Annotated in this window: 24 protein-coding genes; 17 read left to right on the forward strand and 7 right to left on the reverse strand. The window is 61.0% G+C overall.

Translation table 11 applies throughout. From position 1 onward, the window contains the following. Positions 1-162 precede the first annotated feature (162 nt). Genes NIM87_RS08350 through NIM87_RS08365 form a run of 4 tightly spaced genes read right to left on the reverse strand, consistent with a single transcriptional unit; the run spans position 163 to position 3,276 of the window. Complete coding sequence (locus NIM87_RS08350; RefSeq protein WP_254674196.1) at positions 163-1,155, reverse strand: MotE family protein; 993 nt, start codon at positions 1,153-1,155, stop codon at positions 163-165. Further along, complete coding sequence (locus NIM87_RS08355) at positions 1,152-1,583, reverse strand: DUF6468 domain-containing protein (protein ID WP_254674197.1); 432 nt, start codon at positions 1,581-1,583, stop codon at positions 1,152-1,154. The genes NIM87_RS08350 and NIM87_RS08355 overlap by 4 nt, the downstream gene beginning before the upstream one ends. After that, a complete protein-coding gene (gene fliM, locus NIM87_RS08360; RefSeq protein ID WP_254674198.1) occupies positions 1,583-2,776 on the reverse strand; it encodes a flagellar motor switch protein FliM in 1,194 nt (397 codons plus the stop codon). Before fliM ends, NIM87_RS08355 begins: the two co-directional genes overlap by 1 nt. Next, positions 2,776-3,276, reverse strand: a complete 501-nt coding sequence (locus NIM87_RS08365) for a flagellar basal body-associated FliL family protein (protein ID WP_254674199.1) — start codon at positions 3,274-3,276, stop codon at positions 2,776-2,778. The genes fliM and NIM87_RS08365 overlap by 1 nt, the downstream gene beginning before the upstream one ends. A 284-nt stretch (positions 3,277-3,560) precedes the next feature. Here NIM87_RS08365 and flgF point away from each other — a divergent pair, with 284 nt between their 5' ends. The 9 genes from flgF (at position 3,561) to NIM87_RS08410 (ending at position 10,853) form a co-directional block, all read left to right on the forward strand. After that, complete coding sequence (gene flgF, locus NIM87_RS08370; RefSeq protein ID WP_269467979.1) at positions 3,561-4,301, forward strand: flagellar basal-body rod protein FlgF; 741 nt, start codon at positions 3,561-3,563, stop codon at positions 4,299-4,301. A gap of 18 nt (positions 4,302-4,319) precedes the next feature. Next, positions 4,320-5,105: a flagellar basal-body rod protein FlgG gene (gene flgG / locus NIM87_RS08375; RefSeq protein ID WP_254674200.1), complete on the forward strand. Its 786-nt coding sequence runs from the start codon at positions 4,320-4,322 to the stop codon at positions 5,103-5,105. An 11-nt stretch (positions 5,106-5,116) separates the two neighbouring features. Continuing rightward, positions 5,117-6,064 carry a flagellar basal body P-ring formation chaperone FlgA gene (gene flgA / locus NIM87_RS08380; RefSeq protein ID WP_254674201.1) on the forward strand — a complete coding sequence of 316 codons (948 nt, stop codon included), beginning with the start codon at positions 5,117-5,119 and terminating at the stop codon, positions 6,062-6,064. Positions 6,065-6,080: 16 nt separating this feature from the next. Further along, a complete protein-coding gene (gene flgH / locus NIM87_RS08385) occupies positions 6,081-6,827 on the forward strand; it encodes a flagellar basal body L-ring protein FlgH (protein ID WP_254674202.1) in 747 nt (248 codons plus the stop codon). Between the two features lie 270 nt (positions 6,828-7,097). Further along, a complete protein-coding gene (locus tag NIM87_RS08390) occupies positions 7,098-8,594 on the forward strand; it encodes a carboxypeptidase M32 (protein WP_254674203.1) in 1,497 nt (498 codons plus the stop codon). Between the two features lie 175 nt (positions 8,595-8,769). Further along, on the forward strand, positions 8,770-9,204 hold the full coding sequence (locus NIM87_RS08395) for a curlin (RefSeq protein ID WP_254674204.1): 435 nt from the start codon (positions 8,770-8,772) through the stop codon (positions 9,202-9,204). Positions 9,205-9,265: 61 nt separating this feature from the next. Next, complete coding sequence (gene csgH / locus NIM87_RS08400; protein WP_254674205.1) at positions 9,266-9,652, forward strand: curli-like amyloid fiber formation chaperone CsgH; 387 nt, start codon at positions 9,266-9,268, stop codon at positions 9,650-9,652. A 203-nt stretch (positions 9,653-9,855) separates the two neighbouring features. Then, positions 9,856-10,269 (forward strand): curlin, encoded by a 414-nt coding sequence (locus NIM87_RS08405; protein ID WP_254674206.1) that lies wholly within the window; start codon positions 9,856-9,858, stop codon positions 10,267-10,269. A gap of 161 nt (positions 10,270-10,430) precedes the next feature. Then, positions 10,431-10,853: a YciI family protein gene (locus tag NIM87_RS08410; RefSeq protein ID WP_254674207.1), complete on the forward strand. Its 423-nt coding sequence runs from the start codon at positions 10,431-10,433 to the stop codon at positions 10,851-10,853. Positions 10,854-10,919: 66 nt separating this feature from the next. Here NIM87_RS08410 and dksA read toward each other — a convergent pair whose 3' ends face one another. Further along, positions 10,920-11,336 (reverse strand): RNA polymerase-binding protein DksA, encoded by a 417-nt coding sequence (gene dksA / locus NIM87_RS08415; RefSeq protein ID WP_254674208.1) that lies wholly within the window; start codon positions 11,334-11,336, stop codon positions 10,920-10,922. Between the two features lie 164 nt (positions 11,337-11,500). Further along, positions 11,501-11,920: a flagellar assembly protein FliX gene (locus tag NIM87_RS08420; protein WP_254674209.1), complete on the reverse strand. Its 420-nt coding sequence runs from the start codon at positions 11,918-11,920 to the stop codon at positions 11,501-11,503. 250 nt (positions 11,921-12,170) lie between these two features. On the opposite strand from NIM87_RS08420, the gene NIM87_RS08425 reads away from it, so the two are divergent. The 8 genes from NIM87_RS08425 to flaF all read left to right on the forward strand — a co-directional run bounded on the left by NIM87_RS08425 (position 12,171) and on the right by flaF (position 18,953). Then, positions 12,171-13,289, forward strand: a complete 1,119-nt coding sequence (locus NIM87_RS08425) for a flagellar basal body P-ring protein FlgI (RefSeq protein WP_254674210.1) — start codon at positions 12,171-12,173, stop codon at positions 13,287-13,289. Continuing rightward, positions 13,289-13,627, forward strand: coding sequence for a rod-binding protein (locus NIM87_RS08430; protein WP_254674211.1), 339 nt, complete (start codon positions 13,289-13,291; stop codon positions 13,625-13,627). The genes NIM87_RS08425 and NIM87_RS08430 overlap by 1 nt, the downstream gene beginning before the upstream one ends. Further along, the gene (locus NIM87_RS08435; RefSeq protein WP_254674212.1) at positions 13,624-14,091 is read left to right on the forward strand and encodes a flagellar protein FlgN; all 468 of its coding nucleotides are present in this window, start codon (positions 13,624-13,626) and stop codon (positions 14,089-14,091) included. Before NIM87_RS08430 ends, NIM87_RS08435 begins: the two co-directional genes overlap by 4 nt. A 97-nt stretch (positions 14,092-14,188) precedes the next feature. Then, a complete protein-coding gene (locus NIM87_RS08440; RefSeq protein ID WP_254674213.1) occupies positions 14,189-14,539 on the forward strand; it encodes a hypothetical protein in 351 nt (116 codons plus the stop codon). A gap of 212 nt (positions 14,540-14,751) precedes the next feature. Continuing rightward, entirely contained in the window at positions 14,752-16,287 is a 1,536-nt protein-coding gene (locus tag NIM87_RS08445) for a flagellin N-terminal helical domain-containing protein (RefSeq protein ID WP_254674214.1), read from the forward strand. A 191-nt stretch (positions 16,288-16,478) separates the two neighbouring features. Continuing rightward, entirely contained in the window at positions 16,479-18,089 is a 1,611-nt protein-coding gene (locus NIM87_RS08450) for a flagellin N-terminal helical domain-containing protein (RefSeq protein WP_254674215.1), read from the forward strand. Positions 18,090-18,202: 113 nt separating this feature from the next. Then, positions 18,203-18,628 (forward strand): flagellar biosynthesis repressor FlbT, encoded by a 426-nt coding sequence (gene flbT, locus NIM87_RS08455; RefSeq protein ID WP_254674216.1) that lies wholly within the window; start codon positions 18,203-18,205, stop codon positions 18,626-18,628. After that, on the forward strand, positions 18,579-18,953 hold the full coding sequence (gene flaF / locus NIM87_RS08460) for a flagellar biosynthesis regulator FlaF (protein WP_254674217.1): 375 nt from the start codon (positions 18,579-18,581) through the stop codon (positions 18,951-18,953). The genes flbT and flaF overlap by 50 nt, the downstream gene beginning before the upstream one ends. A gap of 258 nt (positions 18,954-19,211) precedes the next feature. Here the strand turns inward: flaF and NIM87_RS08465 are convergent, their stop codons facing one another. After that, positions 19,212-21,215, reverse strand: coding sequence for a hypothetical protein (locus NIM87_RS08465; protein ID WP_254674218.1), 2,004 nt, complete (start codon positions 21,213-21,215; stop codon positions 19,212-19,214). Positions 21,216-21,224 lie beyond the last annotated feature (9 nt).

Below are 21,224 nucleotides of genomic sequence, written 5' to 3' on the forward strand. Positions count from 1 at the left end.
ATCATTCGGCGCATGGGGGACGGGGAACTTCCCGAAGTCCTCAATACGCGAGGGTTACAACACTTCCTGACCCCGCCGCCTTCTGGACGAACGCGGATCATCTGGAAGCAACCCTAGCGTCGGGCAACTTAACACCCCCCTAAGGGGACATCTGGCAATTATCTATTGTCCAACGATCTGCGGCAAGGACGCGAGATCCTCGGGGGCCATCTGGTCGAGCGGATCAGTGCTGGCCGAGGCCATGCGCACGGTCAACTCCTGCGCCCGCATGGTGTCCATTTCGGCCAGGATTGGCGCCATCTTGCGCGGGCTCATCATCTTGGCGACGCGCAGCAGCACCTCGATATCAAGCGCATTGAAGATATTGGCCGCGTCCTTGGGCTTCATGGTTTCATACATGGCCACGATCCCGGCAAACTGGCCCTCCTCCATCTCCTTGCGCTGCTCGACCAGCGAGGCGATTTGATCTTCGATGGCCTGCAACGTCTGCTGACGTTCGTCGATCCGCTTTTCGGCAGCCTCCACCAAAGAGGCACGCATGGCCAGTTCCTGCTCGTAAGTATTGAGCTCTGTCCGCCGGGCCGAAAGGCGCTCCAACAGGGCCTGTTCCGTCAGGGTGGAGTCGCCTGCACCGAGGGGATCGGCGCCTTCCGGCGTCAGCACCAGCGGCCTTGCATCAGCAAGCGGCGGACATTCGGCGGGAATGACCATCAACTGGCCCTGGCTGGTATCGGCCTCGCCTTCTTCGTCAACCGGACGCGGATCGCAGGCATTGGCATCGGCAATAGCGTTACCGGCCGGCTCCTCGTGTCCGGCGCCGGCCTCGGCTTCAGCCTCGGTCCCGGGTTCGCCTTCGGCGGGCGCGCCGTGTTCGGCAGCTGGCGCGCCATGCCCGGCCGCTTCTGCCTCTTCTCCCAAGGTCGGCGTGCCATCACTCATGGTCGGCGCGGCATCTTCCAGTGTCGGTTCATTGGGCAGCGTGACAGTCTCGCCCGGCGCTGCGCCACCACCGTGACCAGAGCCGCCGCCAGCGGCCTGGGCAATGCCAACCCCCGAAAGGACATAGCCGCCATTGGTCACGAGGCCGAGGGTCTTGAGGACCAGCAGAGCCGCAACGGCGAGAATGACAACCGGGAGCAGGCGAATATTGGTCACGCAGCGGCTCCGCGGCTACGCACGCGCTCAGACAATTGGGCCAGAGCGTTCTGCACCTTGTTGTTAGGCGCCTCGACCGGCTCGATGGCCTGGCTATGGCGAGCAACGCTGGTGATCTTGGCGATCCGCTCCATCAGAACGGTGCCGGCGGTAACGTGATTGGCCAGTTCAATGCCGAAGCGCTCTGCTTCCTCAAGACGCGCCGTCAGCGACAGGTCGGCCTCGACAGCGGTGGACTTGAGTTCCTTGATCGCCTGATTGGCAAGATTGGTCGCACTGACCAGGTCGGCCACCATTTGCCGCATCACGTCCTTGTCCTGATGCAGGCGCTTCAGGCGCTGGTTCAGAAGGACGCAATAGCCGATCGTCAAGGCCAGCAGAATGGCGACAGCGCCTTCCACGAATAGTCCAAGTGGCAGCCCGAACATCATCGTCCTTCCATCTTCTCGTCGATTGCCTCAAAGGCCGCCATGGTGACCTTGGGTGGATTGAGCGGGTTGGTCACCCGCACTGAAACATGATTGCCGATATGGCCCATGATGGCCTCTGTCAGCTCGACATCGCCGCAGCGGAGGCGCACCGGGTCGCTAGGACCACGCTCGAACATCAGCGTCTGTCCCGGCTTCAAGTTGAGGAGACGTGACAGCGGCAATTCCTGCTCGTGCAGCACGGCCTCGACCTCGACATCGGCCTGGAAAATTTCGGTTGCCAGATGGCCTTCCCAGATCGGGTCGCGGCCAAACTTTTCACCCATGAACATCTGCAGCAGCTGTTCGCGGATCGGCTCGATGGTCGCATAGGGCAGCAGGATTTCGATCTTGCCACCGCGATCATCCATTTCGATGCGCAGTTCGATCAGGATGGCCGCATTGCCCGGGCGGGAAATGGCGGCAAAGCGCGGGTTGGTCTCCATGCGCTCGAGCTTGAAGTTGATCTGCGTCACGGGCTCGAAGGCGCGATGCGTATCCTCGAGAATGATCTCGATCATCTTGCGCGCCAGCGCCATTTCGATGGTCGTGTAAGGACGCCCCTCGACACGGATATTGCCGCCGATACGGCGCCCGCCGAGCAACACGTCGATCATCGAATAGATCAGATTGGAATCGACCGTAAGGAGCCCGTAATTTTCCCATTCCTCGGCCTTGATGACCGAAAGAATAGCCGGCAGCGGAATAGAATTGAGATAATCGCCGAAGCGGACCGAGGAAATGGAATCCATGGTCACTTCGACATTGTCGCTGGTAAAATTGCGCAGCGAAGTCGTCGCCAGCCGCACCAGGCGGTCGAAGACGATCTCGAGCATCGGCAGACGTTCGTAGCTGACCAGCGCCGAGTTGATCAGCGCCTGCACGCCCGTAAGCTCGACATTGCTGCCCGCACTGGCATCAAAGCCGAGCAGGCTATCGATCTCGTCCTGGTTGAGAACGCGGTCAGCACCGCCCTCGCCGTCGCCGTCACCACCTTCGAGCATCGCCGCCCATTCGGCGGCCGCAGCGGCATTGCGCTCGTCTTCGGACATTTCGCTTTCGTCGACTTCCGCTGGCGCCTCAGCACTTGCAGTGCCGAGATCTTCCAGCCCCCAGTCGTCGCTCAGCTTGTCCTGATCGCTTGGCCCGGCCATTACTGCACCAGAATTTCCTTGAAGAGCACGCTCTCCACATGGGCCGGATAGATCGCCAGGTTCACCCGGCGCAGCAGTTCTTCCTTCAGCCGATAGATGCCGGCCGAACCCTCAAGGTCGCTTTTGCGCAATTCGCGCAGGTAGACCTGGAAGGCGTCGATGACCTTGGCCAGCCGCGGCTGGATTTCAGTCATCATGTGTTCATCTGCGACCTCCAGGGCGATGGTCAGCTTCATGAACGACGCCGCTTCGTCGTCCGTATTGAGGTTCACCATCATGGGTGGCAGGTTGAAAATGAAGGTATCATGCGCCGCGCCAGCCTCGGTGCTGCCATGCGCATCAGTCGCCTCAGCCTCGCCGCCGCCCGATGACGACAGGAAAAAGAAGAGCCCAACGCCCGCAATCAGCAGGACCGCAACGGCCGCACCAATGATGATGAAGAGCTTCGGGATGCCCTTTTTGGCCGGTGCTTCTGTGCCAGCTTCTGCTTCCGCAGCCATATAAAGGCCCTACCAAACGCCTGCATTTCCGGTCGATTCCGGCTTGTGGACCAGCTAAGGCCCAGTTGGTTAATGAATGGTTACGAAGCGCCCTGAAGCGGCAGATTTTGCCGGGTAGATTTTGCCGATTGCACAAACAAGGTCTGCCGGTTGTGAACCAGGACGTTTCACTAAGTTATTGATTTTATTAAAATTGTCGCTCTGGCACGGTTACTGCAAGGTAAATGTGCGAGGCGACCAGCTTGGGGAAGCAGATCGTCTCGGGGACTTAACCGGGGAACGTCATGATCGAGAACGCGCAACTCATCGGCCTCAGTCGGCAGATCGCGCTGCAGCGCCAGCTGGATGTGGTGGCCAACAATATCGCCAACCTCAACACCACTGGTTTCAAGGCAGAGCAGGTCCTGTTCGAGGAATATGTGATGCCGCTCGCTCGCGACAATGACTTCCCCACGCTCGACCAGCCACTCTCCTATGTGCAGGACTGGGCCACGATCCACGACCTCTCCGGTGGCGCCGTCGTCCAGACCGGCAACGAGCTCGATGTGGCGCTTAACGGCGAAGGCTTCTTCGCCGTCCAGACCGCCGGTGGCGAGCGCTGGACCAAAGCCGGCTCCTTTCAGCTCAACAACCAGGGCACTCTGGTAGATCTCTCCGGCAACCCGGTGCTCGGCACCGGCGGCCCGATCCAGTTTGCCCCCGAAGAAGTCGGCATCACCATCGCAACCGACGGCACGGTGTCATCCAGCCAGGGCCCCAAGGGCCAGCTCCGCATTGTCGAATTTGCAAATGCCCAGGGTCTGGTGCGCGAAGGCGCCAACCTGTTCTCGGGTGGCGAACCGCAGATCAATGCCAACACCCGCGTCATGCAGGGCCATATCGAACGCTCGAACGTCTCGGGCGTCACAGAAATGGCCGAACTGATCAAAGTGCAGCGGGCCTACGAATCCGCCGCCTCCCTTGCCCAGAAGCAGGATGAACTGCGCCGCACGGCCATCCAGCGTCTCGGCGACGCCAACGCCTGAACCTGAGGACCAAACGCCATGAAAGCTCTCTATATCGCATCGACCGGCATGGGCGCCCAGGAACGCAATGTCGAAGTCATTTCCAACAACATCGCGAACATGCGCACCACCGGCTACAAGCGGCAGCGTGCGGAATTCCAGGATCTGCTCTACCAGCAGATCACACGGGCCGGATCGCAGACCTCCGACCAGGGCACCATGGTACCGGCCGGCCTCGAGATCGGTTCGGGCGTGCGCACTGTTGCCACCCCGCGCGTCATGAGCCAGGGCTCGGTCAACCTGACCGAAGGTGAGCTGGACGTCGCCATCCGCGGTGAAGGCTTCTTCATGATCGGCCTGCCCGATGGCCGCACCGCCTACACCCGCGACGGCTCCTTCGAGCGCGACGCCGAGGGCACGCTGGTCACTTCGACCGGCTATCCGGTCGATCCGGGCATTACCATTCCCGGCGACGCCCGCGGCGTATCTATTTCGCCCGATGGTACGGTTGAAGCCTTCATCGGCACGGACACCAATCCCACCCAGCTCGGCCAGCTGCAGCTGGCGCGTTTCGTCAACAAGTCCGGCCTCGAGTCCATGGGCGACAACCTGTTCCTCGAAACTGCCGCCAGCGGCAACGCCCAGGTCAGCGTGCCCAATGCCGACGGCGCCGGCGACCTGCTGCAGAACTACCTCGAAATGGCCAATGTGAACTCGGTGACTGAAATCGCCGACCTGATCGCTGCCCAGCGCGCCTACGAGATGAACGCCCGCGTCATCTCCGGTGCTGATCAGATGATGCAGGCCACCAGCCAGCTGAGCTGAGGAGACTGATGATGAACACCCTCCGTACCTTTGTCTTCACTCTCGCAACGACCCTTCTGAGCGGCGCTGCACTGGCCGCGCCCGTCCTGCGGGCCGACATCATGGTCAGCGCTCCGGTTGTCACGGTCGGCGACATGTTCGAAGACGCCGGCGTATTGGCCGAGCAGCCGCTGTTCCGCTCACCGCTGCCCGGAACCACTGGCAATGTGGAACTTTCTGCCGTCCGTTCCGCCACCGCCCGCATTGGCCTCACCCGCTTTGAGGAAAACGGTTTGGCGCAGGTCCGCGTTTCCCGAGCCGCCATGACGGTCGATCATGACCTCCTCGCCGAACTAATCGCCGAAGACCTGCGCGGTCGCGGTATCCTGGGCCAGGGCATGAGCGCCAATATGCTGTTCGCAACGCCCATCGATGCGATCAATGTCGCCACCAGTGAGGTCCCAGCCCGCCTCGACAGCCTCCGCTACCTGCCGGGCAATGGCACCTTTGCCGCACGGTTCCAGCTTGCCGGGATCGCAGCGCCGCTCGACATTTCGGGCACAATCGAGATCAGCATCGAAGCCCCGCACCTGATTGCCGGACTTCCCGCGGGCACAGTTCTGCGGCCCGACCATATCGTCATGCGCCCGCTTCCCATTCAGCAGGCCGACGCCCAGGGCGTGGCTTCATTGGACCAGCTGGTAGGCATGGCGCTTAACCGCCAGAGCCGCGATGGCATGCTGCTGCGGGCCGCCGATGTCAGCCAGCCGCTGGCCGTAGCCAAGAATGACCTCGTCACCATCTACTACCGTGAGGGCCCGATGACCCTGACGGTCAAGGGACAGGCCGTGACCAGCGCTGCAACTGGAGCGCCAATGCAGGTCCTCAACCTCATTTCCCGGCGCGTCATCAGCGCCACCGTTATCGCGCCGGGCGCCGTGGAAGTTACCTCCACGCCCGTCACGCTCGCCGGCCTCTAACTCGGGACAGATGAAAATGAACATCGCCAAGATCGCCACCATCCTGACCCTCACCGCAGCCCTGGGCGCCTGCAGCACCATGGATCGCCTCGCCAATGTCGGCCAGGCCCCGGCCCTCACCGCCATCGCCGATCCGACCACCACGGCGGGCTACCAGCCGGTGCGCATGCCCATGCCCGAGCCGATTGCCGACACCTATCAGGCCAATTCGCTCTACCGCACCTCGGCCAAGGGCTTTTTCAAGGATGAGCGCGCCCATCGCGTCGGCGACATTCTGACGGTCATGGTCATCATCGACGACAGCGCCCAGATCAATAATCAGACCCAGCGCACGCGCAATTCCACCAATAGCGCGGGCATGGGTGGTCTCTTCGGGGCGGTCTTCTCCAATGCCACCGACGCGGCAGAACTCAATGTCGACCCGCAGGCAGTCATCGACTTCAGCTCAGGCATCAAGGACGCGGGCAACGGCTCGGTGAACCGCAGCGAGGCGCTGGAAACATCGGTTGCTGCCGTCGTCACCCAGGTCCTGCCCAATGGCAACCTTGTCATCGAAGGCCGCCAGGAAGTGCGCGTGAACTTCGAAGTACGTGACCTCATCGTTGCCGGTATCGTCCGCCCATCGGACATCCAGGCCAATAACACCATCCCCTCGACCAAGATCGCCGAGGCCCGCATTTCCTACGGTGGTCGCGGCCAGATCACCGATGTGCAGCAGCCTCGCTACGGCCAACAGGCCATGGATGCCATCCTGCCCTTCTAGCCGAACAATTTCCCTCCGGCGGCGCACCTATCCCCATAGGCGCCGCCGCTCTCCCCGGCCGTCCCAGAATGGTGCGGCACGGTCCTGGCGGCAGAAGCCCCGGACCTTCTGCAAGGGGCTTCTGCTGTCCCAGGCCTGAAGCCCCAACCCCACGAGGCGCAGCTCCCCCAGCTGCGCCTCTCCCCATTTTGAGAAGATGATCGAGGTCTTGGCACTCTTGCCCTCCACGTAGAGCTGTGGAACACCTCGGGCTCACTTTCGGAGCCCGCCATGTCTTTTCAGAAACTCGATGAACTCGGTCGCAAGCTGGAGTCCCTCGAACACGCACTGTCCATCCTGGGTGCCGACGAAGCCACCCACATGGCCGTTGGCGGTGGCGAGAAGCGGGCCGAGGCCATGTCCAATCTGGCCGGCATGTATCACGCCCAGGCAACGGCGCCTCACATCGCCGACTGGATCGACGCGGCGCGAAACGAAGACTTGAGTCCCGACCAGACGCTGGCGCTTGTCGAATTCGAGCGCAGCTATGTCAACGCCACCTGCCTGCCGACCGAATTCGTCGAACGCCGCACCGCTGCGACGATGCGCTCCGAACAGCTTTGGCGCGAACTGCGGGCCAAGGGCGATTGGGATAGCTTCCTGCCCGCGCTTGAAGGCGTGGTGTCGCTGGTGCGCGAAGAGGCCGCGCTGCGCTCTGCAGCAACGGGGCTCGCCCCTTATGACGCCTTGATGGATCAATATGATCCCGGCAACCGTACTGCCGACATCGACGGCGTATTTGCCGATTTGAAGCGCTTTCTCAAGGACTTCGTTCCCACTGCACTTTCGGTGCAGGAGCAAAAGCTGGCCCGGCGCCCCCGCAAATCTCTCAATGCCCCCTTCCCCATCGAAAAGCAGCGCGAACTGGGCCTCGCCGCCATGCGCGCTGTCGGCTTTGATTTCACTCATGGCTCGCTGGCTGTATCGCACCACCCATTCTGTGGCGGCGTCCCGAGCGATGTACGCATGACCACGCGCTATCGCACCGACGAATTCCTGTCCTCGCTCATGGGCGTGCTGCACGAAACCGGCCACGCGCTTTACGAACAGGGCCTGCCCAAGGATTGGTCGCATTGGCCGCTGGGCAAGGCGCGCGGCATGGGCATGCATGAAAGCCAGAGCCTGTTCGTCGAAATGCAGCTCGCCCGCAGCCCTGAATTCTGGGAGTTCATGCTCCCGCTCGTGCATCAGCACCTGGGCGATCAGGCCATTGCCGGCTGGGACATCGACGATGTACTCAACGAGGTCAATTTCGTCGAACGCGGGTATATCCGCGTCGACGCGGATGAGGTGACCTATCCGCTCCACGTCATCCTGCGCTACGAGTTGGAGCAGGACCTGGTTTCGGGCAAGCTGGAAGCGAGCCAGATCCCCGAGGCCTGGGACGCCAAAATGGTCGAATATCTAGGCATTTCGACCATCAACGACCCCAAGGACGGCCCGATGCAGGACGTTCACTGGCCCGGCGGCGCCTTCGGCTACTTCCCAAGCTATACGCTGGGGGCAATGATCGCCGCCCAGCTCGCCACGGCCATGGAGAAGGACCTGCCCGACATGCGTTCGCAGATGCGCAGCGGCGATTTTGGCGCCATCAACAAGTGGCGCGCCGATAAGGTGTGGTCCGAGGCCTCACGCTATTCCACCCCGGACCTCATCACCCGCGCTACTGGCGAACCACTCAACGCCGATCATTTCAAGGCGCATCTCAAGCGGCGCTACGGCGGATAATTCCCTTTAATTTCCAGGAAGTTGTAGAGAGCGACGGAATCATTTCCGTCGCTCTTTTGCTAGATGAACCCGATCTGAACCTTCACTTCAGGCACGGTTCCAAATCACCTCCCTAAAACAGTCTCCATCAACGACGCGGTCGGAGGGACCGCAGCAAACCCAAGGAGACATCAAAATGATCCGCAAGCTTCTCATCACCGCCCTGACCGCCACTGCCATCATCGGCGCCGCTGCGCCCGCCATGGCCAACAACCTGTTCATCGAACAATATGGTTTCGGCAATGCCGTTGGCGGCAGCCAGGCTGGCTGGAACAACACCTTCGGCGCCTACCAGAATGGCAATTGGAACACCGGCGTTTCCAATCAGAACGGCGGCAACAACACCTCCGCCATCGGCCAGGACGGCAACAATAACTATGGCGATGTCTGGCAGGACGGCTGGAATAACCAGGCCGGCGTGGGCCAGTTCGGCGACAACCACAACGCCATCCTGACCCAGGACGGCAATGGCAATGTCGCCGCCGGCGTGCAGGTGGGCAATGGATGCAATGCCAATCTGGTCCAGCACGGCTCCAACAACGTCAGCGCCTTCGTTCAGGTCTGCCCGTAACACCAACGTTTTCGGGGTCGGTTCAATGCCGGCCCCTTCCCCATTTTAACAGGAGGCCAGAATGGTTTACTCCAGTTTTCGTATCGGCATTATCGCCCTCGGTGCCCTGGCAATTGCGGGCGTGGCGGCCCAGGCCGGCAGCAATGGTACCGCCGGTGTCCTCGATTGCGGCATCAGCACCAAGACCGAGCGCGGCATGATGAGCGTTGAGGGCGTTCTGACGAGCCCAGTGGCCATGAGCGGCGATTATCGTTTCTCGCTTCGGAGCCAAAGCACCGGTGGCTCTAGCAATATCAGCCAGGGCGGGCAGTTCACGGTGGCGCCCGGAACCGCCGTTTCTCTGGGCAAAGTCCTCGTCAACGCCGGCTCTTCCATCGATGTGGATTTCACCATCGCCAGCGACGGACAGCAGTTCAATTGCTCTGGACCGCTGACCGCGCACACCTGACAACACCCGAAACCTTCCCAACTGCCCCGCTTCGGCGGGGCTTTTTTTTGGACCGGGCCTCGCCCAGGACCACGCCCAGGACGACGCCCATGAACACATTCTGAACGCGCCGCTCCAAATGGGTTCAGGGCACCGATTCTAGGGTCATCTCAAGCGCTGGAGAGACCAGCACAGGGACCGCAAATCACATTGGGAGACTTCAGATGACCACCCGCTTCACCAAGACCATCGCCGCCGCTTTCACTGCCGCCCTGATCGGCATTTCCGCCAGCCCCGCGATGGCCGGTGGCCAGATCGCCATCGGCTTCAGCCCCACCGACCCGGATCAGGCCCAGGCGCTGGGCATGGGATTGCAGATGTTCTCGCTGATGCAAGGCCTGTCCAGCACCGGCGCCAATGCCTACCAAAATGGTTCGGGCAATTCGGCCGGCATCAACCAGAATGGCTCTGGCAATCATGGCCTCATCTGGCAGGAAGGCGACGGCCACAACGGCACCATCAGCCAGAGCGGCAACAACAACAGCTGCGGCCTGTTCCAGTTTGGCGAGGCCACCGATGCACAATGCATGCAGAACGGCGACAACCAGTCCGGTATCACCACGGTCTTCGGCTTCTGATTTCACACCAGATCACCAGGAAAGACGGGGCCTTCGGGTCCCGTCTTTGCTTTTTCGTCCGGGCGCGCGAAAATGAAGAAGAAAAAATGTCGAAGCTCCCGACAACCACTCGTCGGCTCGACAGGAAGGCAATTCCGCCTTCGCGTTTGAGGAGAGAGAAAATGCGTGTCGTCGTATTCGTAAAAGCCACCGCTGACAGCGAACAGGGCATCATGCCCACCACCGAAATGCTCGAGGCCATGGGCAAGTACAATGAGGAATTGATCAATGCCGGCATCATGCTGGGCGGCGATGGTCTGAAGGCCACCAAATTTGCCAAGCGGGTGCATTTCAGCGGCTCCAACCGCTCCGTCATCGACGGGCCCTTTGCCGAGACCAAGGAAATGGTCGCCGGCTTCTGGATCTGGGAAGTACGCGACATGGACGAGGCCGTCGAATGGGTCAAGCGTTGCCCCAACCCGATGCTCACCGACAGTGATATCGACATTCGTCCGATTATCGACATGGCCGAATTTGCCAGCGAGATGACGCCGGAAATTCAGGCGCTGCACGACCGTAACCTGGAACGCTCACAGAGCCGCTGAACGCCTTGGCGCCAACAAAAAAGCCCGCAGCGATGCGGGCTTTTTCAGTTTTTGTCGGCAATAGGCCTATTCGTCGCGATAGACTTTTTCGCGGCGCTCGTGCAATTCCTGGGCTTCAAGGCTCAGGGTTGCCGTGGGGCGCGCATCGAGCCGCGCCAGACCAATAGGATCGCCCGTTTCTTCGCAATAACCGTAGGTGCCATCGTCAATGCGCTTGAGCGCAGAATCAATCTTGGCAATCAGCTTGCGCTGGCGATCGCGTGTTCTCAGCTCAAGTGACCGATCACTTTCGGAACTCGCCCGATCCGCCATGTCGGGATGGTTCTGGCTCTCTTCCTGAAGGGCCTCGAGAGTCAGGCGGCTTTCGCGCAAGATCTCGTCCTTCCAAGCATGAAGCTTGTTCCGGAAATACTCCCGCTGCCGCGGGTTCATGAACGGCTCGTCCTCGCTGGGTCGATAATCCGTAAGTTCAACCGAAGACATCAGCAGACTCAACTCCAATGCGCCCTTGGCGGCCTATATATGCGTCCGACCCGCCGCGGGCAAGCAAACAAGTTACCACTCGTTAACGCAGGAAATCCCTGCGCATCAGCGCCATAGCGCGCAACTGACAACATCTTGATGACGAACGCGTTTTTGGGGGCGCATCAAAGCTGGGGAAAGCGCCCGAGCTTGGCCAGTTCAACCCGCACACGCAGCTCGATGTCATCGATGACGGCATCGAGCCCCGGCTCGACGCGCTCGCGCAGAGCCCCAAGTTGGCCGACCATGGCTTCGAGGCGTTCGGGCGCCGTTCGTCCGACCAGAAGATCGGCCTTCATCTCCTCAAGCAAATCGAGCAGACGACTGCCGCGCTTGACCGCCTTGCGGCGGCTCTCGGTGAAGTCCCCGACCGCCTGCAGCGCCAAAATGGCGTCAAGGCCCGCCGCAGGAGCAACGGGCGCCGTGCTGCTGACCCGTGCCGCGCCCTGCTCGCCAATGGGCACGAAGGCTGGACCACTGCCGGCTTTGCCGGCGGCGCTCCTGCCAGCGACACCGCTGGATCGATTGGTGGCGTCTATGCGCAAGGGTGCTGACTCACTTGAGGCTCTGCAATGTCGGCAAATTCTGCCCACCGGAGTTAACAGAGCCTTAACGCGCCCGGCAAGAATTGCAGCCCACACCCAATTTGATCCAAGCCAAACCCAGCACACAAGGAAAAAGCGGTTCAAAATCAGCAAGATAGAGGAAGTACAGAGAACTGGCACACTTCTGGCATTGAGTGATGCGAAGGCCGCGCCATGGGGATGGAGCGGCATCATTCGGGGATGAATGCCAATGCGCCTGTTTCGCACCATCGCAGCCACACTCCTGAGCGTCGCGCTGACCATGGCGCCGCTCACGCCCGTCCATGCCGCGCCTGCGCGCATCAAGGACATCGTGGATATGGAAGGCATTCGTGAGAACCAGCTGGTGGGCTACGGCCTGGTGGTGGGCCTCAACGGCACCGGAGACAGCCTCAACAATTCGCCATTCACCAAGCAGTCACTGCAATCGATGCTCGAACGCCTTGGCGTCAACACCCAGGGTGAGAACGTGCGGACAGCAAATGTGGCGGCGGTCATGGTCACCGCCAACCTGCCGCCCTTCGCTACCCAGGGTTCGCGCATGGATGTGTCGGTCGCCGCGCTTGGCGATAGCGACAGCCTGCAAGGCGGCACGTTGCTCGTCACCCCGCTGCTCGGCGCCGATGGCGAAGTCTATGCCATTGCCCAGGGCCCGGTACTGATCAACGGTTTCAGCGCTCAAGGCGACGCCGCCAGCGTCATCTCGGGCGTGCCGACGACAGGCCGCATTTCGTCGGGCGCGCTGATCGAGCGCGAAATAGACTTTCACCTGGGCTCGCAGCATTCGCTGCGGCTGGCCCTGCGCAACCCGGACCTGACCACGGCGCGGCGCATTGCGCTGGCCGTCAATGACTTCATCGGCGCGCCAACGGCGGTGCCGGAAGACCCGGGCACAGTGCGCCTCACCCTGCCCCGCAATTTCAACGGCAATATCGTCGACCTGCTCACCGATATCGAACAGCTCATCGTCCAGACCGACCAGACGGCCAAGATCGTCATCGACGAAAACTCCGGCATTATCGTCATGGGCAAGGATGTGCGCGTGTCGAGCGTCGCCGTGGCGCAGTCGAACCTGACCGTGACCATTGCCGAAAACCCCGAAGTGGTGCAGCCCAATCCGCTGAGCCTGGGACAGACTGCGGTCGAGCCCAATACCAATCTCAACGTCAACCAATCCGACACGGCCCTGCAGGTGGTCAATGAATCGGTGACGCTGCAGCAATTGGTCGATGGCCTCAACGCCCTGGGCATTTCGCCCCGCGACCTGATCGCCATCCTCCAGGCCATCAAGGCCACCGGCGCCCTGCAGGCCGAGATCGAGGTGCTGTGATGAACGCCATTGACCAGACCGGATCCAGCCTTTCGCCCGATCAGCTGTTGCGCATCCGCACCCAGGCCCAGGACCTGGAGGGCGTGTTCCTCAACATGCTGACCAAGGAAATGTTCGCCTCGATCAAGTCGGACGAGAATTTCGGCGGCGGCTTCGGTGAGGAGACCTGGCGCTCCATGCAGGCTGAACAGCTGGCCAATACCATGGCGCAAAGTGGCGGCGTCGGCATTGCCGATGACCTGATGGGGCAGATGATCGCCCTGCAGGAAGCTGCCAATGCCAGCCGGGGCCTGACCAATTCCAATATTATCGCAAGTACCGGAGTGTACGGAAAATGACCGCAGCCGCCCGCCTCGCCGCCCTTGATGCCCTGCCGGCAGAAGAGCTGTGCTCCCGCGCCGAAACCGCCCTTTCGGCATTGGTCGATGTGATGAACCAGGAAACCACCCTGCTCCGCGCCGGCCATCTGCGCCAGGCCGGCCAGCTGACGCCGGACAAAACACGGTTGTCGCAGGATTATGTGACCTTTGCCCGGGCTATTCAGCGCCAGGGAAAGCGGCTGGCGGCTGAGGCACCCAAGGCCATGGACCGGCTGCGGGCCGGCCACGAAAGCCTTGCCACCCAGATGGCCGAGAACCTGCGGGTCCTGGCCACGGCCAAAACCGTCACTGAAGATGTCCTTACCGATGTGGCGCGCATGGTCGGCCAGCAGAACCGTGCCAAGACCTATGGCGCTGGTGGCAAGGTTGCCACCGACGCCAGTTCATCGGCCAAGGGCATCGCTATCAACCGCGCGTTATAGGTACCTGCATTTGAATTAAATGCGCAACCCGCCGGTTACGCGAGCATAAGAGCCGCCGCTTAGGGTTTCCGCGAATAGGTGCATTCGGGGAAACGTGATGGTTACAAACCTCGCCGTAGAGCCCGTATCGTCGGGCGCGACAAATCTGATGGACTACCGTTATCGACCGGCAATGGGCGAGCGCACATTGCTGCAGGACAGCGCCCAGAAAGCGCCCACCAGCGCCAAGGCTGGCAATAAGGACCGCAACCTTCCCTTTGAACGGCAGACCGCGCGAGACGAACAGCCGATAGAAGTCGAGCGCAATCGCACGGCCGATTTTGCCGCAGCGGTAATTGCCGGCACGCTGGCCCCAACGCCGCAGTCCATGGAGGAATTGCTCCGCCGGATCGGCTCCTCGGAAATCCCCGAAGAGTCCCAGGCACGGCTCAAGGACCTTCTGGCTTAAGTTAACGAACTCCTAGACCCTCCCAAGTTGATATGCTGCCAAAGGCCCCGGTTTCCGGGGCCTTTTCTGTTTGAGCCGATCAATACTGCTCCGGATTTTGCCCAAAATTTCGGCATCGACTTAACCGTTCCTTAGAAGCTGACAGTTGAGGATGATCAGGCCTCAGGAGAGGTGTTTTAGTATGCGTAATCCTAGAAAAGGACTCTGCCAAAATGGCTGATATTTCGCTTTCCAAAGCCGTCCGTTCGAACCTGCTGTCCCTCAAGGGCACTGCCGAAATGATGGCCACCACCCAGAATCGCCTGTCGACCGGCAACAAGGTCAACTCGGCTCTGGACAATCCCTCCAGCTGGTTCACTGCCAAGGGCCTCACCAACCGCGCAAGCGATCTTGGTGCCCTGCTTGACTCCATGGCCAATGGCGTGAAGACGCTTGAAGCCGCTGACAATGGCCTCTCGGCCATGACCAAGACCCTGGAATCCATGCAGTCGACCCTGCGCCAGGCTCGTCAGGACAAGTCCTTCCAGACGTCCTCGTATACCGTGGACTCGAGCCTCACCAGCGGCAACATTTCGTTCTCCGGCGGCGCGATTGGCACCACTGCAGTCGACGTTTCGTTGGTCAGCGCTACGGCTGAGAGCGCCACTGCTGGTAACACCACACTTGCCGCCGCCGACTTCACCAATGCCTCAACCTTTGGCACCGGTGATACCCTCACCTTCAACCTTAACGTTGATGGCGCCGGTGATGAAGCAATCACCGTCACCAAGGCGATGGTTGATGCAGCGGGTGACGCCGACTCCACCATCGAAACTGCCGAAGAACTGGTCACAGTCCTGAACGCAGCAATCACCGCGAACGGCAACACCGACGCTGTGGCTTCGGTGAATGAAGATGGTGACGTCGTAATCTCTTCGGGCACCACTGGCGCAAATTCATCCGTTGCAATCTCTTCTGTGGTTGCCAACGACACCAGCACGGACGGCACGATCACCACTTCTGGCCTCGACGCTGCCACTGCAACTGCCGGTGCGGATGGCGCCAAGTCTGTTGATCAGCTCGTCAGCGAAATCAACGGCGACACCAACCTCACGGGCAAGATCCGTGCCTCGAACGACAACGGCAAGCTGCGCATCGAAAACCAGTCCACTCAGGACCTTACTGTCGACGGCGTCTCCGCCACCGGCACGCTCGATGGCACCAGCACCGGCGCCGCTTCGATCTTGGGCAACTCGGTTCGCGCCGGCTTGGCCGATCAGTTCAACGAACTGCGCGACCAGCTCGACAAGCTCGCCGATGACGCTTCGTTCAACGGTATCAACCTGCTGCGTGGCGACAAGCTGGCCATCACCTTCAACGAGACTGGTACGTCCTCGATCGACATCCAGACCAAGGACGGCGAGACCATCAACTCGGCCAACCTCGGTGTTGCCACCACGCTCGAAGAATCCGACCTCGACAGCGACTCCAATATCGACCTCGAACTGGGCAAGCTGAAGTCTGCCCTGAATGAAGTTCGTTCGCAGGCATCGTCCTTCGGTTCCAATCTGTCGATCGTGCAGAACCGTCAGACCTTCACCGACTCGATGATCAATACCCTCGAATCCGGCGCCGGCAACCTGACCCTGGCCGACATGAACACGGAAGCTGCGAACCTGCTGGCTCTGCAGACCCGTCAGTCCCTGTCGCAGAACTCGCTGTCGCTGGCGAGCCAGGCCGACCAGTCGATCCTGCAGCTCATCCGTTAATCGGACCAGGCTACGGCTTGAAGAATACAAGGGGCGGGTCGCAAGACCCGCCCCTTGCTTTTGCGCGTCCGGCGCTCAGCAAACTTATGGTTTATGAGCAGTCAACTGGCATGGTTAACGCCCCTTTAAGAAAAGGCGGTTAACACTTTCCACCAAGGGGCCGGAGCGGCCTGAGGCAAGGATTGCACTAGATGTCGGATATCTCACTTTCAAAGGCCGTTCGGTCTAACCTTCTCTCGCTCAAGAGCACTGCCGACATGATGTCGACGACCCAGAATCGTCTGGCAACCGGCAATAAGGTCAACTCGGCTCTGGATAATCCCTCAAGCTGGTTCACCGCCAAGGGCCTGACCAACCGCGCCAGCGATCTAAGCGCGCTGATCGATTCCATGGCCAACGGCATTCAGACACTGGAAGCTGCGGACAATGGCCTTTCGGCCATGACCAAGACCCTCGAATCAATGCAGTCGACCCTGCGCCAGGCTCGTCAGGACAAGTCGTTCCAGACCGCATCCTACACGCTGGACCCGGCCGACATTCTCAGCGGCGCCACCGACCAGGCGACCGCCGACGCCAAAGTGCTGAGCTTCACAGGCGGCGCGTTTGGAACGGCCACCGAAACCGTCGGCCTGATCAAGGGTGCGACGGCGACTACGGCGCTCTCCGCAGCAAGTGCGGCGACCTTTGACATGAACGAGGCTCTGGACGGCATCGACTTTGACATCGAGGTCAATGGCGACGCTGCTGTCGCGGTTGAAGTGCGTGGCTCCGCAGGCGTCAATCAGATTACCGTCGACGTCGGCGGCAGCGCATTCACGCTGGACGTTGCCGACGGCAACGCTGTGACCCGCGCTGAATTGGTTGAAGCGATGAACGGCGCTTTCGCGGCAGCGGACATGGACGTCACGGTTGGCGTGGACGGAAGCGACGGTCTGACATTCACGGGCCCAGCCGTTGAGCCCTACGGCGACGCCGCCGTCGCTATCTCCAACGGCTCGATGTCGAACGGTGTCGGTGGTACCGCTCTAACCTTCGCCGACTTCGGCTTTAGCGGCATTGCCCCCACCCAGGCAACAACCACAGAATACACCGCCAAGACCGTCGATGAACTCGTCACCGAGATCAATCTCAAGACCGGCGACCTGTTTGGCAACATTCGTGCCTCGAACGACAATGGCAAGTTGCGCATCGAGAACCAGTCCACCCAGGACCTGACAATTGATGGCGTGACAGCCGGCGGCGCGGTGGACGGCACTGCAACGGGCAATGGCAACATCCTGGGCAATGCCGTCCGTGCCGGCCTGGCTGATCAGTTCAATGAACTGCGCGACCAGCTCGACAAGCTCTCGGACGATGCCTCCTTCAACGGTATCAACCTGCTGCGCGGCGACAAGCTGACCATTACCTTCAACGAGACCGGCACGTCGGCGATTGACATCCAGACCGACAATAACCAGACGATCAACGCCTTCAACCTGGGCGTGCCGACGCAGCTGGAAGAAGAACAACTCGACAGCGACGTCACCATCGATGGCCTTCTCACCGACATGAAGGCCGCGCTCGACGAGGTTCGTTCGCAGGCCTCGACCTTCGGCTCGAACCTCTCGATCGTGCAGAACCGCAAGAAGTTCACCGAGGCGATGATCAATACGCTCGAAACCGGCGCGGGCAACCTGACGCTGGCCGACATGAACACGGAAGCGGCGAACCTCCTGGCTCTCCAGACCCGCCAGCAGCTCTCGCAAAACTCTCTGTCGCTGGCCAGCCAGGCCGATCAGTCGATCCTGCAGCTGCTGCAGTAAAGCGCTTACCAAGACGCGTTTGAAGGCGGGCCAGCGGCCCGCCTTCGTTGTTTTTGCCACAATGACAGGATAGAGAGGTCTGTCACCTCCCCCCACTCCCGGAGATCCCTCGTATGGCGCTCAAGGTCGAACTCAAGCCTGGCGAAAAGCTGCTGGTGGGCAATTGCATCATCACCAATTCCGACCAGCGCACCCGCCTGTTCATCGATGGCAATGCGCCGATCCTGCGCGAGAAGGATATTCTGACCTCGGAAACCGCGACGACACCGGCCAAACGCATCTATCTGGCCGTGCAGCTGATGTATATCGACGAGGACAGCAACAAGGCGCAGGCGGCTTACAACGAAATGTCGAGGGACTTTGTGGCCGCAGTGCCCAGTTCTCTACCGATTGTCGACCAAATCAATAACGAGATATTAACCGGCTCCTTGTACAAGGCTCTGAAAGCGTCCCAGAAGCTTATCGAATACGAACAGGACCTGCTCAATCATGCATCAAACCGGCGCCCAAGCGTATCAACAGACGGCGAAAGTCGTTGAATCTCCACGCCAGCGCGAGTCAGCATTGTTGATGAAGGCCGCCGCCGGCCTGCAGAAGGTCAAGGATGAGTGGGACATTTCCACCCAGGAAGAGCTGCGTTCGGCCCTGACGTTCAATCGCAAGCTCTGGACCATCTTCATGTCTGCCGTGACGCAGGACGATAGCCCCCTGCCCCCCGAAGTCCGTCAGAACATCGCCAATCTGGGCATGTTCGTGATGAACCAGACACGCGAAATTCTCTATGAGGGCGTGCCCCAGGCCGATCAGCTGACAGTGCTGGTGCAGCTTAATCGACAGATTGCGGCGGGCCTGCGCGGCATGTAAGCCGCATGGGTCGTGACCAATGAAAAGCCCCGCAGCGATGCGGGGCTTTTCTTTTGGGAGACATCGAGACTGCGCTTGCCGAGACATCGAGTGTGCCCTGCACCCGCAGTGCCCACAACGCCGTCCTCGGGCCGGCCCCGGGGACCGCTTATTCACTCATGCATTGTCGCGGTTGTGGATGGCCCTCGGATCGAGCCCGAGGGCGGTGCGGTGGGTGTAGAGACGCTATCGCCCCAACCCAATACGGCGGCCCCCTCCTTAGAGGTAGTTCACCAGGCTCAACTGGCTGACCATGGAGGTCACCTGATAGCTTGCGGTGAGCCGGGTCTGGAGCGCCAGGATTTCCATGGCAACATCTTCCTTGCTGACGGTTTCCACGTCGCTGAGGAGGTTGTCGAGCTGCGCCTTGTAATTGGTGTGCCGGTCGCCCGCCGCCTGAAGCGCGGCACGCGCCACGCCCAATTCCATGGTGACCAGTTCGATTGATCCACGCTCGGCGTTGCGCCCTTCGGACAGCTCCAGCTGCTGGCGTCGCGCCATGGCATCAAAGCGCTGTTTGGCAGGGTTGAGATCGACCGAATTCGGGTCGGCGGCGTTGGCGATTTCGGGATAGGTCTCGACTGTCATCGCTGCCATCGAGCGGATCATGCGCAGATAGCCGCTTTCGTTGGCCTGCATGCCATAGGCAACCCGCCCGGAATCCTCCACCGCCGCCGTCACCGACTGCCGGGGGTTTCCTTCGGCTGCGGCAGCAGCCTCGGTAACCGAGCGCAGCATGGCCTTTTCGAAATTGGCGGCATTCTCGGCATCCCTATCCGCATCGACAGTCGCGGTGCTGATCGTGAATTGCCCTGGGCCAGCGCGTCCCGTAACCGCTGTCAACGTCACGTCGCGCGTCTTGCCATTGGGTTCGGTCAAGGTGAGAGTGACCTTGTCGCCCGCCGCAAGGGCCGCGGTCGCGGAGTCAAACTCCACCGTCATATCAGCCGGCGGTCCGGCATTGCGCACTGCGGTAAAGGCGCCAGCATTGGTCATTTCGGGGGTGACGCTGCTGATCTGGAACCCATGGGCCGAAGACACCGGCATATTCTGCGTCAGCGTCACTTCACCGCCGCTTCGCGCCGACGTCAGCCGCCCCATGCCAACGGCCGAAACCGCCGCCGTCTCACCCGAATACCACATCACTGTATCGGTCTTGGTGGCCACGCGCAGGCTGGTGGCGGTGTATGGGTCCACCCCGTCCACGCGCAGCACGGGTTCGCCGGCCGCGTTGAAGAAATTCTGTCCCGCCGCAAAGGTCGAGGCAGCCTTGAGCTCGCTTTCCGCAGACTTCTGAAGCGATGCCTTGAGCGCGTTGTCGAAGTTGGTGGCCGTGGTGATGGTGGCCGTCGTGGGGTCGTCCCCGATGACAAACTCACCCGTAGCGCCTGAAGCATTGGCCGCAGAGACAGCCTTGAGGGTGATCTGGGTTTCCGTGCCGTCGGGCAAGGTGAACCCAAGAGTAATGCTGTCTCCCTCGGCCACGGTTGCCGGATCACCCGGGAAGGTGAAATCCACATTGGCAGGCGAAGCCGCAAAATCGGAGACGACGCCGATATTGGCGCCGATGGCGGAAACAGTGGACAGCTTGTAGCCAAACGGATGGTCGCCATCCTCGGTGAGCGAGACCGTAACCGGATCGGTCTGGAGGGCAGGCAGAGCGGGCGTAATCGTTGTTTCGAGCCGCCCCTGTCCCAGGGCGCCCAAATCCGCTGCCTGGCGTTCTGTCACCACCGTGCGATAGCCAGCGCGGCCACCCGCACCATCAAGCAATTCGGCCGTCGTGGGCAGCGGCGCCTTGTCGGTGACCGAGCCGCCGAAGAGGTAGCGGCCCGCAACGTCAGCATTGAGCAGAGTGACCATTTCATCGAGCCGCGCCTTGGAAAGCGAGGAGATGGTGGCCATGTTGATATTGTTCGAGCCATATTGGCCCTGCACTGCCGAATTGCGGGCCTGGCCCTCGATTTCATCGAGACGGGTCAGGGCGTTGTCATAAAAACTCAGGCGCAGGTCGACCTGTTCGATGCTGGAATTGTATCCGGCAATCGTGGTCAGGCGCGAGCGCACCGAGAGCGACAGCGGCAGGTCCCGGCCCATGTCCGAAAGCGTCTGTGCCTTGACCCCGGTTCCCAGCTGCATCTGCAGCAGGGCGAATTTATCCTGCATCTTGGAGATGACCGAAAATCCGGTCTGCAGCGGGAACATCGACTTATTGACGATCATGACGCACTA

It is taken from the genome of Devosia ureilytica, assembly GCF_024273195.1.
Taxonomy (GTDB): Bacteria; Pseudomonadota; Alphaproteobacteria; order Rhizobiales; family Devosiaceae; genus Devosia; species Devosia ureilytica.

What these genes read in the sequence shown, in the direction of transcription:
- NIM87_RS08365 (WP_254674199.1), bottom strand. Translation starts at nt 3,276, where the DNA reads ATGGCTGCGGAAGCAGAAGCTGGCACAGAAGCACCGGCCAAAAAGGGC.
- NIM87_RS08405 (WP_254674206.1), top strand. Translation starts at nt 9,856, where the DNA reads ATGACCACCCGCTTCACCAAGACCATCGCCGCCGCTTTCACTGCCGCC.
- flgG (WP_254674200.1), top strand. Translation starts at nt 4,320, where the DNA reads ATGAAAGCTCTCTATATCGCATCGACCGGCATGGGCGCCCAGGAACGC.
- NIM87_RS08465 (WP_254674218.1), bottom strand. Translation starts at nt 21,215, where the DNA reads ATGATCGTCAATAAGTCGATGTTCCCGCTGCAGACCGGATTTTCGGTC.
- NIM87_RS08450 (WP_254674215.1), top strand. Translation starts at nt 16,479, where the DNA reads ATGTCGGATATCTCACTTTCAAAGGCCGTTCGGTCTAACCTTCTCTCG.
- NIM87_RS08390 (WP_254674203.1), top strand. Translation starts at nt 7,098, where the DNA reads ATGTCTTTTCAGAAACTCGATGAACTCGGTCGCAAGCTGGAGTCCCTC.
- NIM87_RS08435 (WP_254674212.1), top strand. Translation starts at nt 13,624, where the DNA reads ATGACCGCAGCCGCCCGCCTCGCCGCCCTTGATGCCCTGCCGGCAGAA.
- fliM (WP_254674198.1), bottom strand. Translation starts at nt 2,776, where the DNA reads ATGGCCGGGCCAAGCGATCAGGACAAGCTGAGCGACGACTGGGGGCTG.
- NIM87_RS08395 (WP_254674204.1), top strand. Translation starts at nt 8,770, where the DNA reads ATGATCCGCAAGCTTCTCATCACCGCCCTGACCGCCACTGCCATCATC.
- NIM87_RS08425 (WP_254674210.1), top strand. Translation starts at nt 12,171, where the DNA reads ATGCGCCTGTTTCGCACCATCGCAGCCACACTCCTGAGCGTCGCGCTG.
- flbT (WP_254674216.1), top strand. Translation starts at nt 18,203, where the DNA reads ATGGCGCTCAAGGTCGAACTCAAGCCTGGCGAAAAGCTGCTGGTGGGC.
- flaF (WP_254674217.1), top strand. Translation starts at nt 18,579, where the DNA reads ATGCATCAAACCGGCGCCCAAGCGTATCAACAGACGGCGAAAGTCGTT.
- NIM87_RS08355 (WP_254674197.1), bottom strand. Translation starts at nt 1,583, where the DNA reads ATGTTCGGGCTGCCACTTGGACTATTCGTGGAAGGCGCTGTCGCCATT.
- NIM87_RS08410 (WP_254674207.1), top strand. Translation starts at nt 10,431, where the DNA reads ATGCGTGTCGTCGTATTCGTAAAAGCCACCGCTGACAGCGAACAGGGC.
- dksA (WP_254674208.1), bottom strand. Translation starts at nt 11,336, where the DNA reads ATGTCTTCGGTTGAACTTACGGATTATCGACCCAGCGAGGACGAGCCG.
- csgH (WP_254674205.1), top strand. Translation starts at nt 9,266, where the DNA reads ATGGTTTACTCCAGTTTTCGTATCGGCATTATCGCCCTCGGTGCCCTG.
- flgA (WP_254674201.1), top strand. Translation starts at nt 5,117, where the DNA reads ATGAACACCCTCCGTACCTTTGTCTTCACTCTCGCAACGACCCTTCTG.
- NIM87_RS08445 (WP_254674214.1), top strand. Translation starts at nt 14,752, where the DNA reads ATGGCTGATATTTCGCTTTCCAAAGCCGTCCGTTCGAACCTGCTGTCC.
- NIM87_RS08440 (WP_254674213.1), top strand. Translation starts at nt 14,189, where the DNA reads ATGGTTACAAACCTCGCCGTAGAGCCCGTATCGTCGGGCGCGACAAAT.
- flgH (WP_254674202.1), top strand. Translation starts at nt 6,081, where the DNA reads ATGAACATCGCCAAGATCGCCACCATCCTGACCCTCACCGCAGCCCTG.
- NIM87_RS08430 (WP_254674211.1), top strand. Translation starts at nt 13,289, where the DNA reads ATGAACGCCATTGACCAGACCGGATCCAGCCTTTCGCCCGATCAGCTG.
- flgF (WP_269467979.1), top strand. Translation starts at nt 3,561, where the DNA reads ATGATCGAGAACGCGCAACTCATCGGCCTCAGTCGGCAGATCGCGCTG.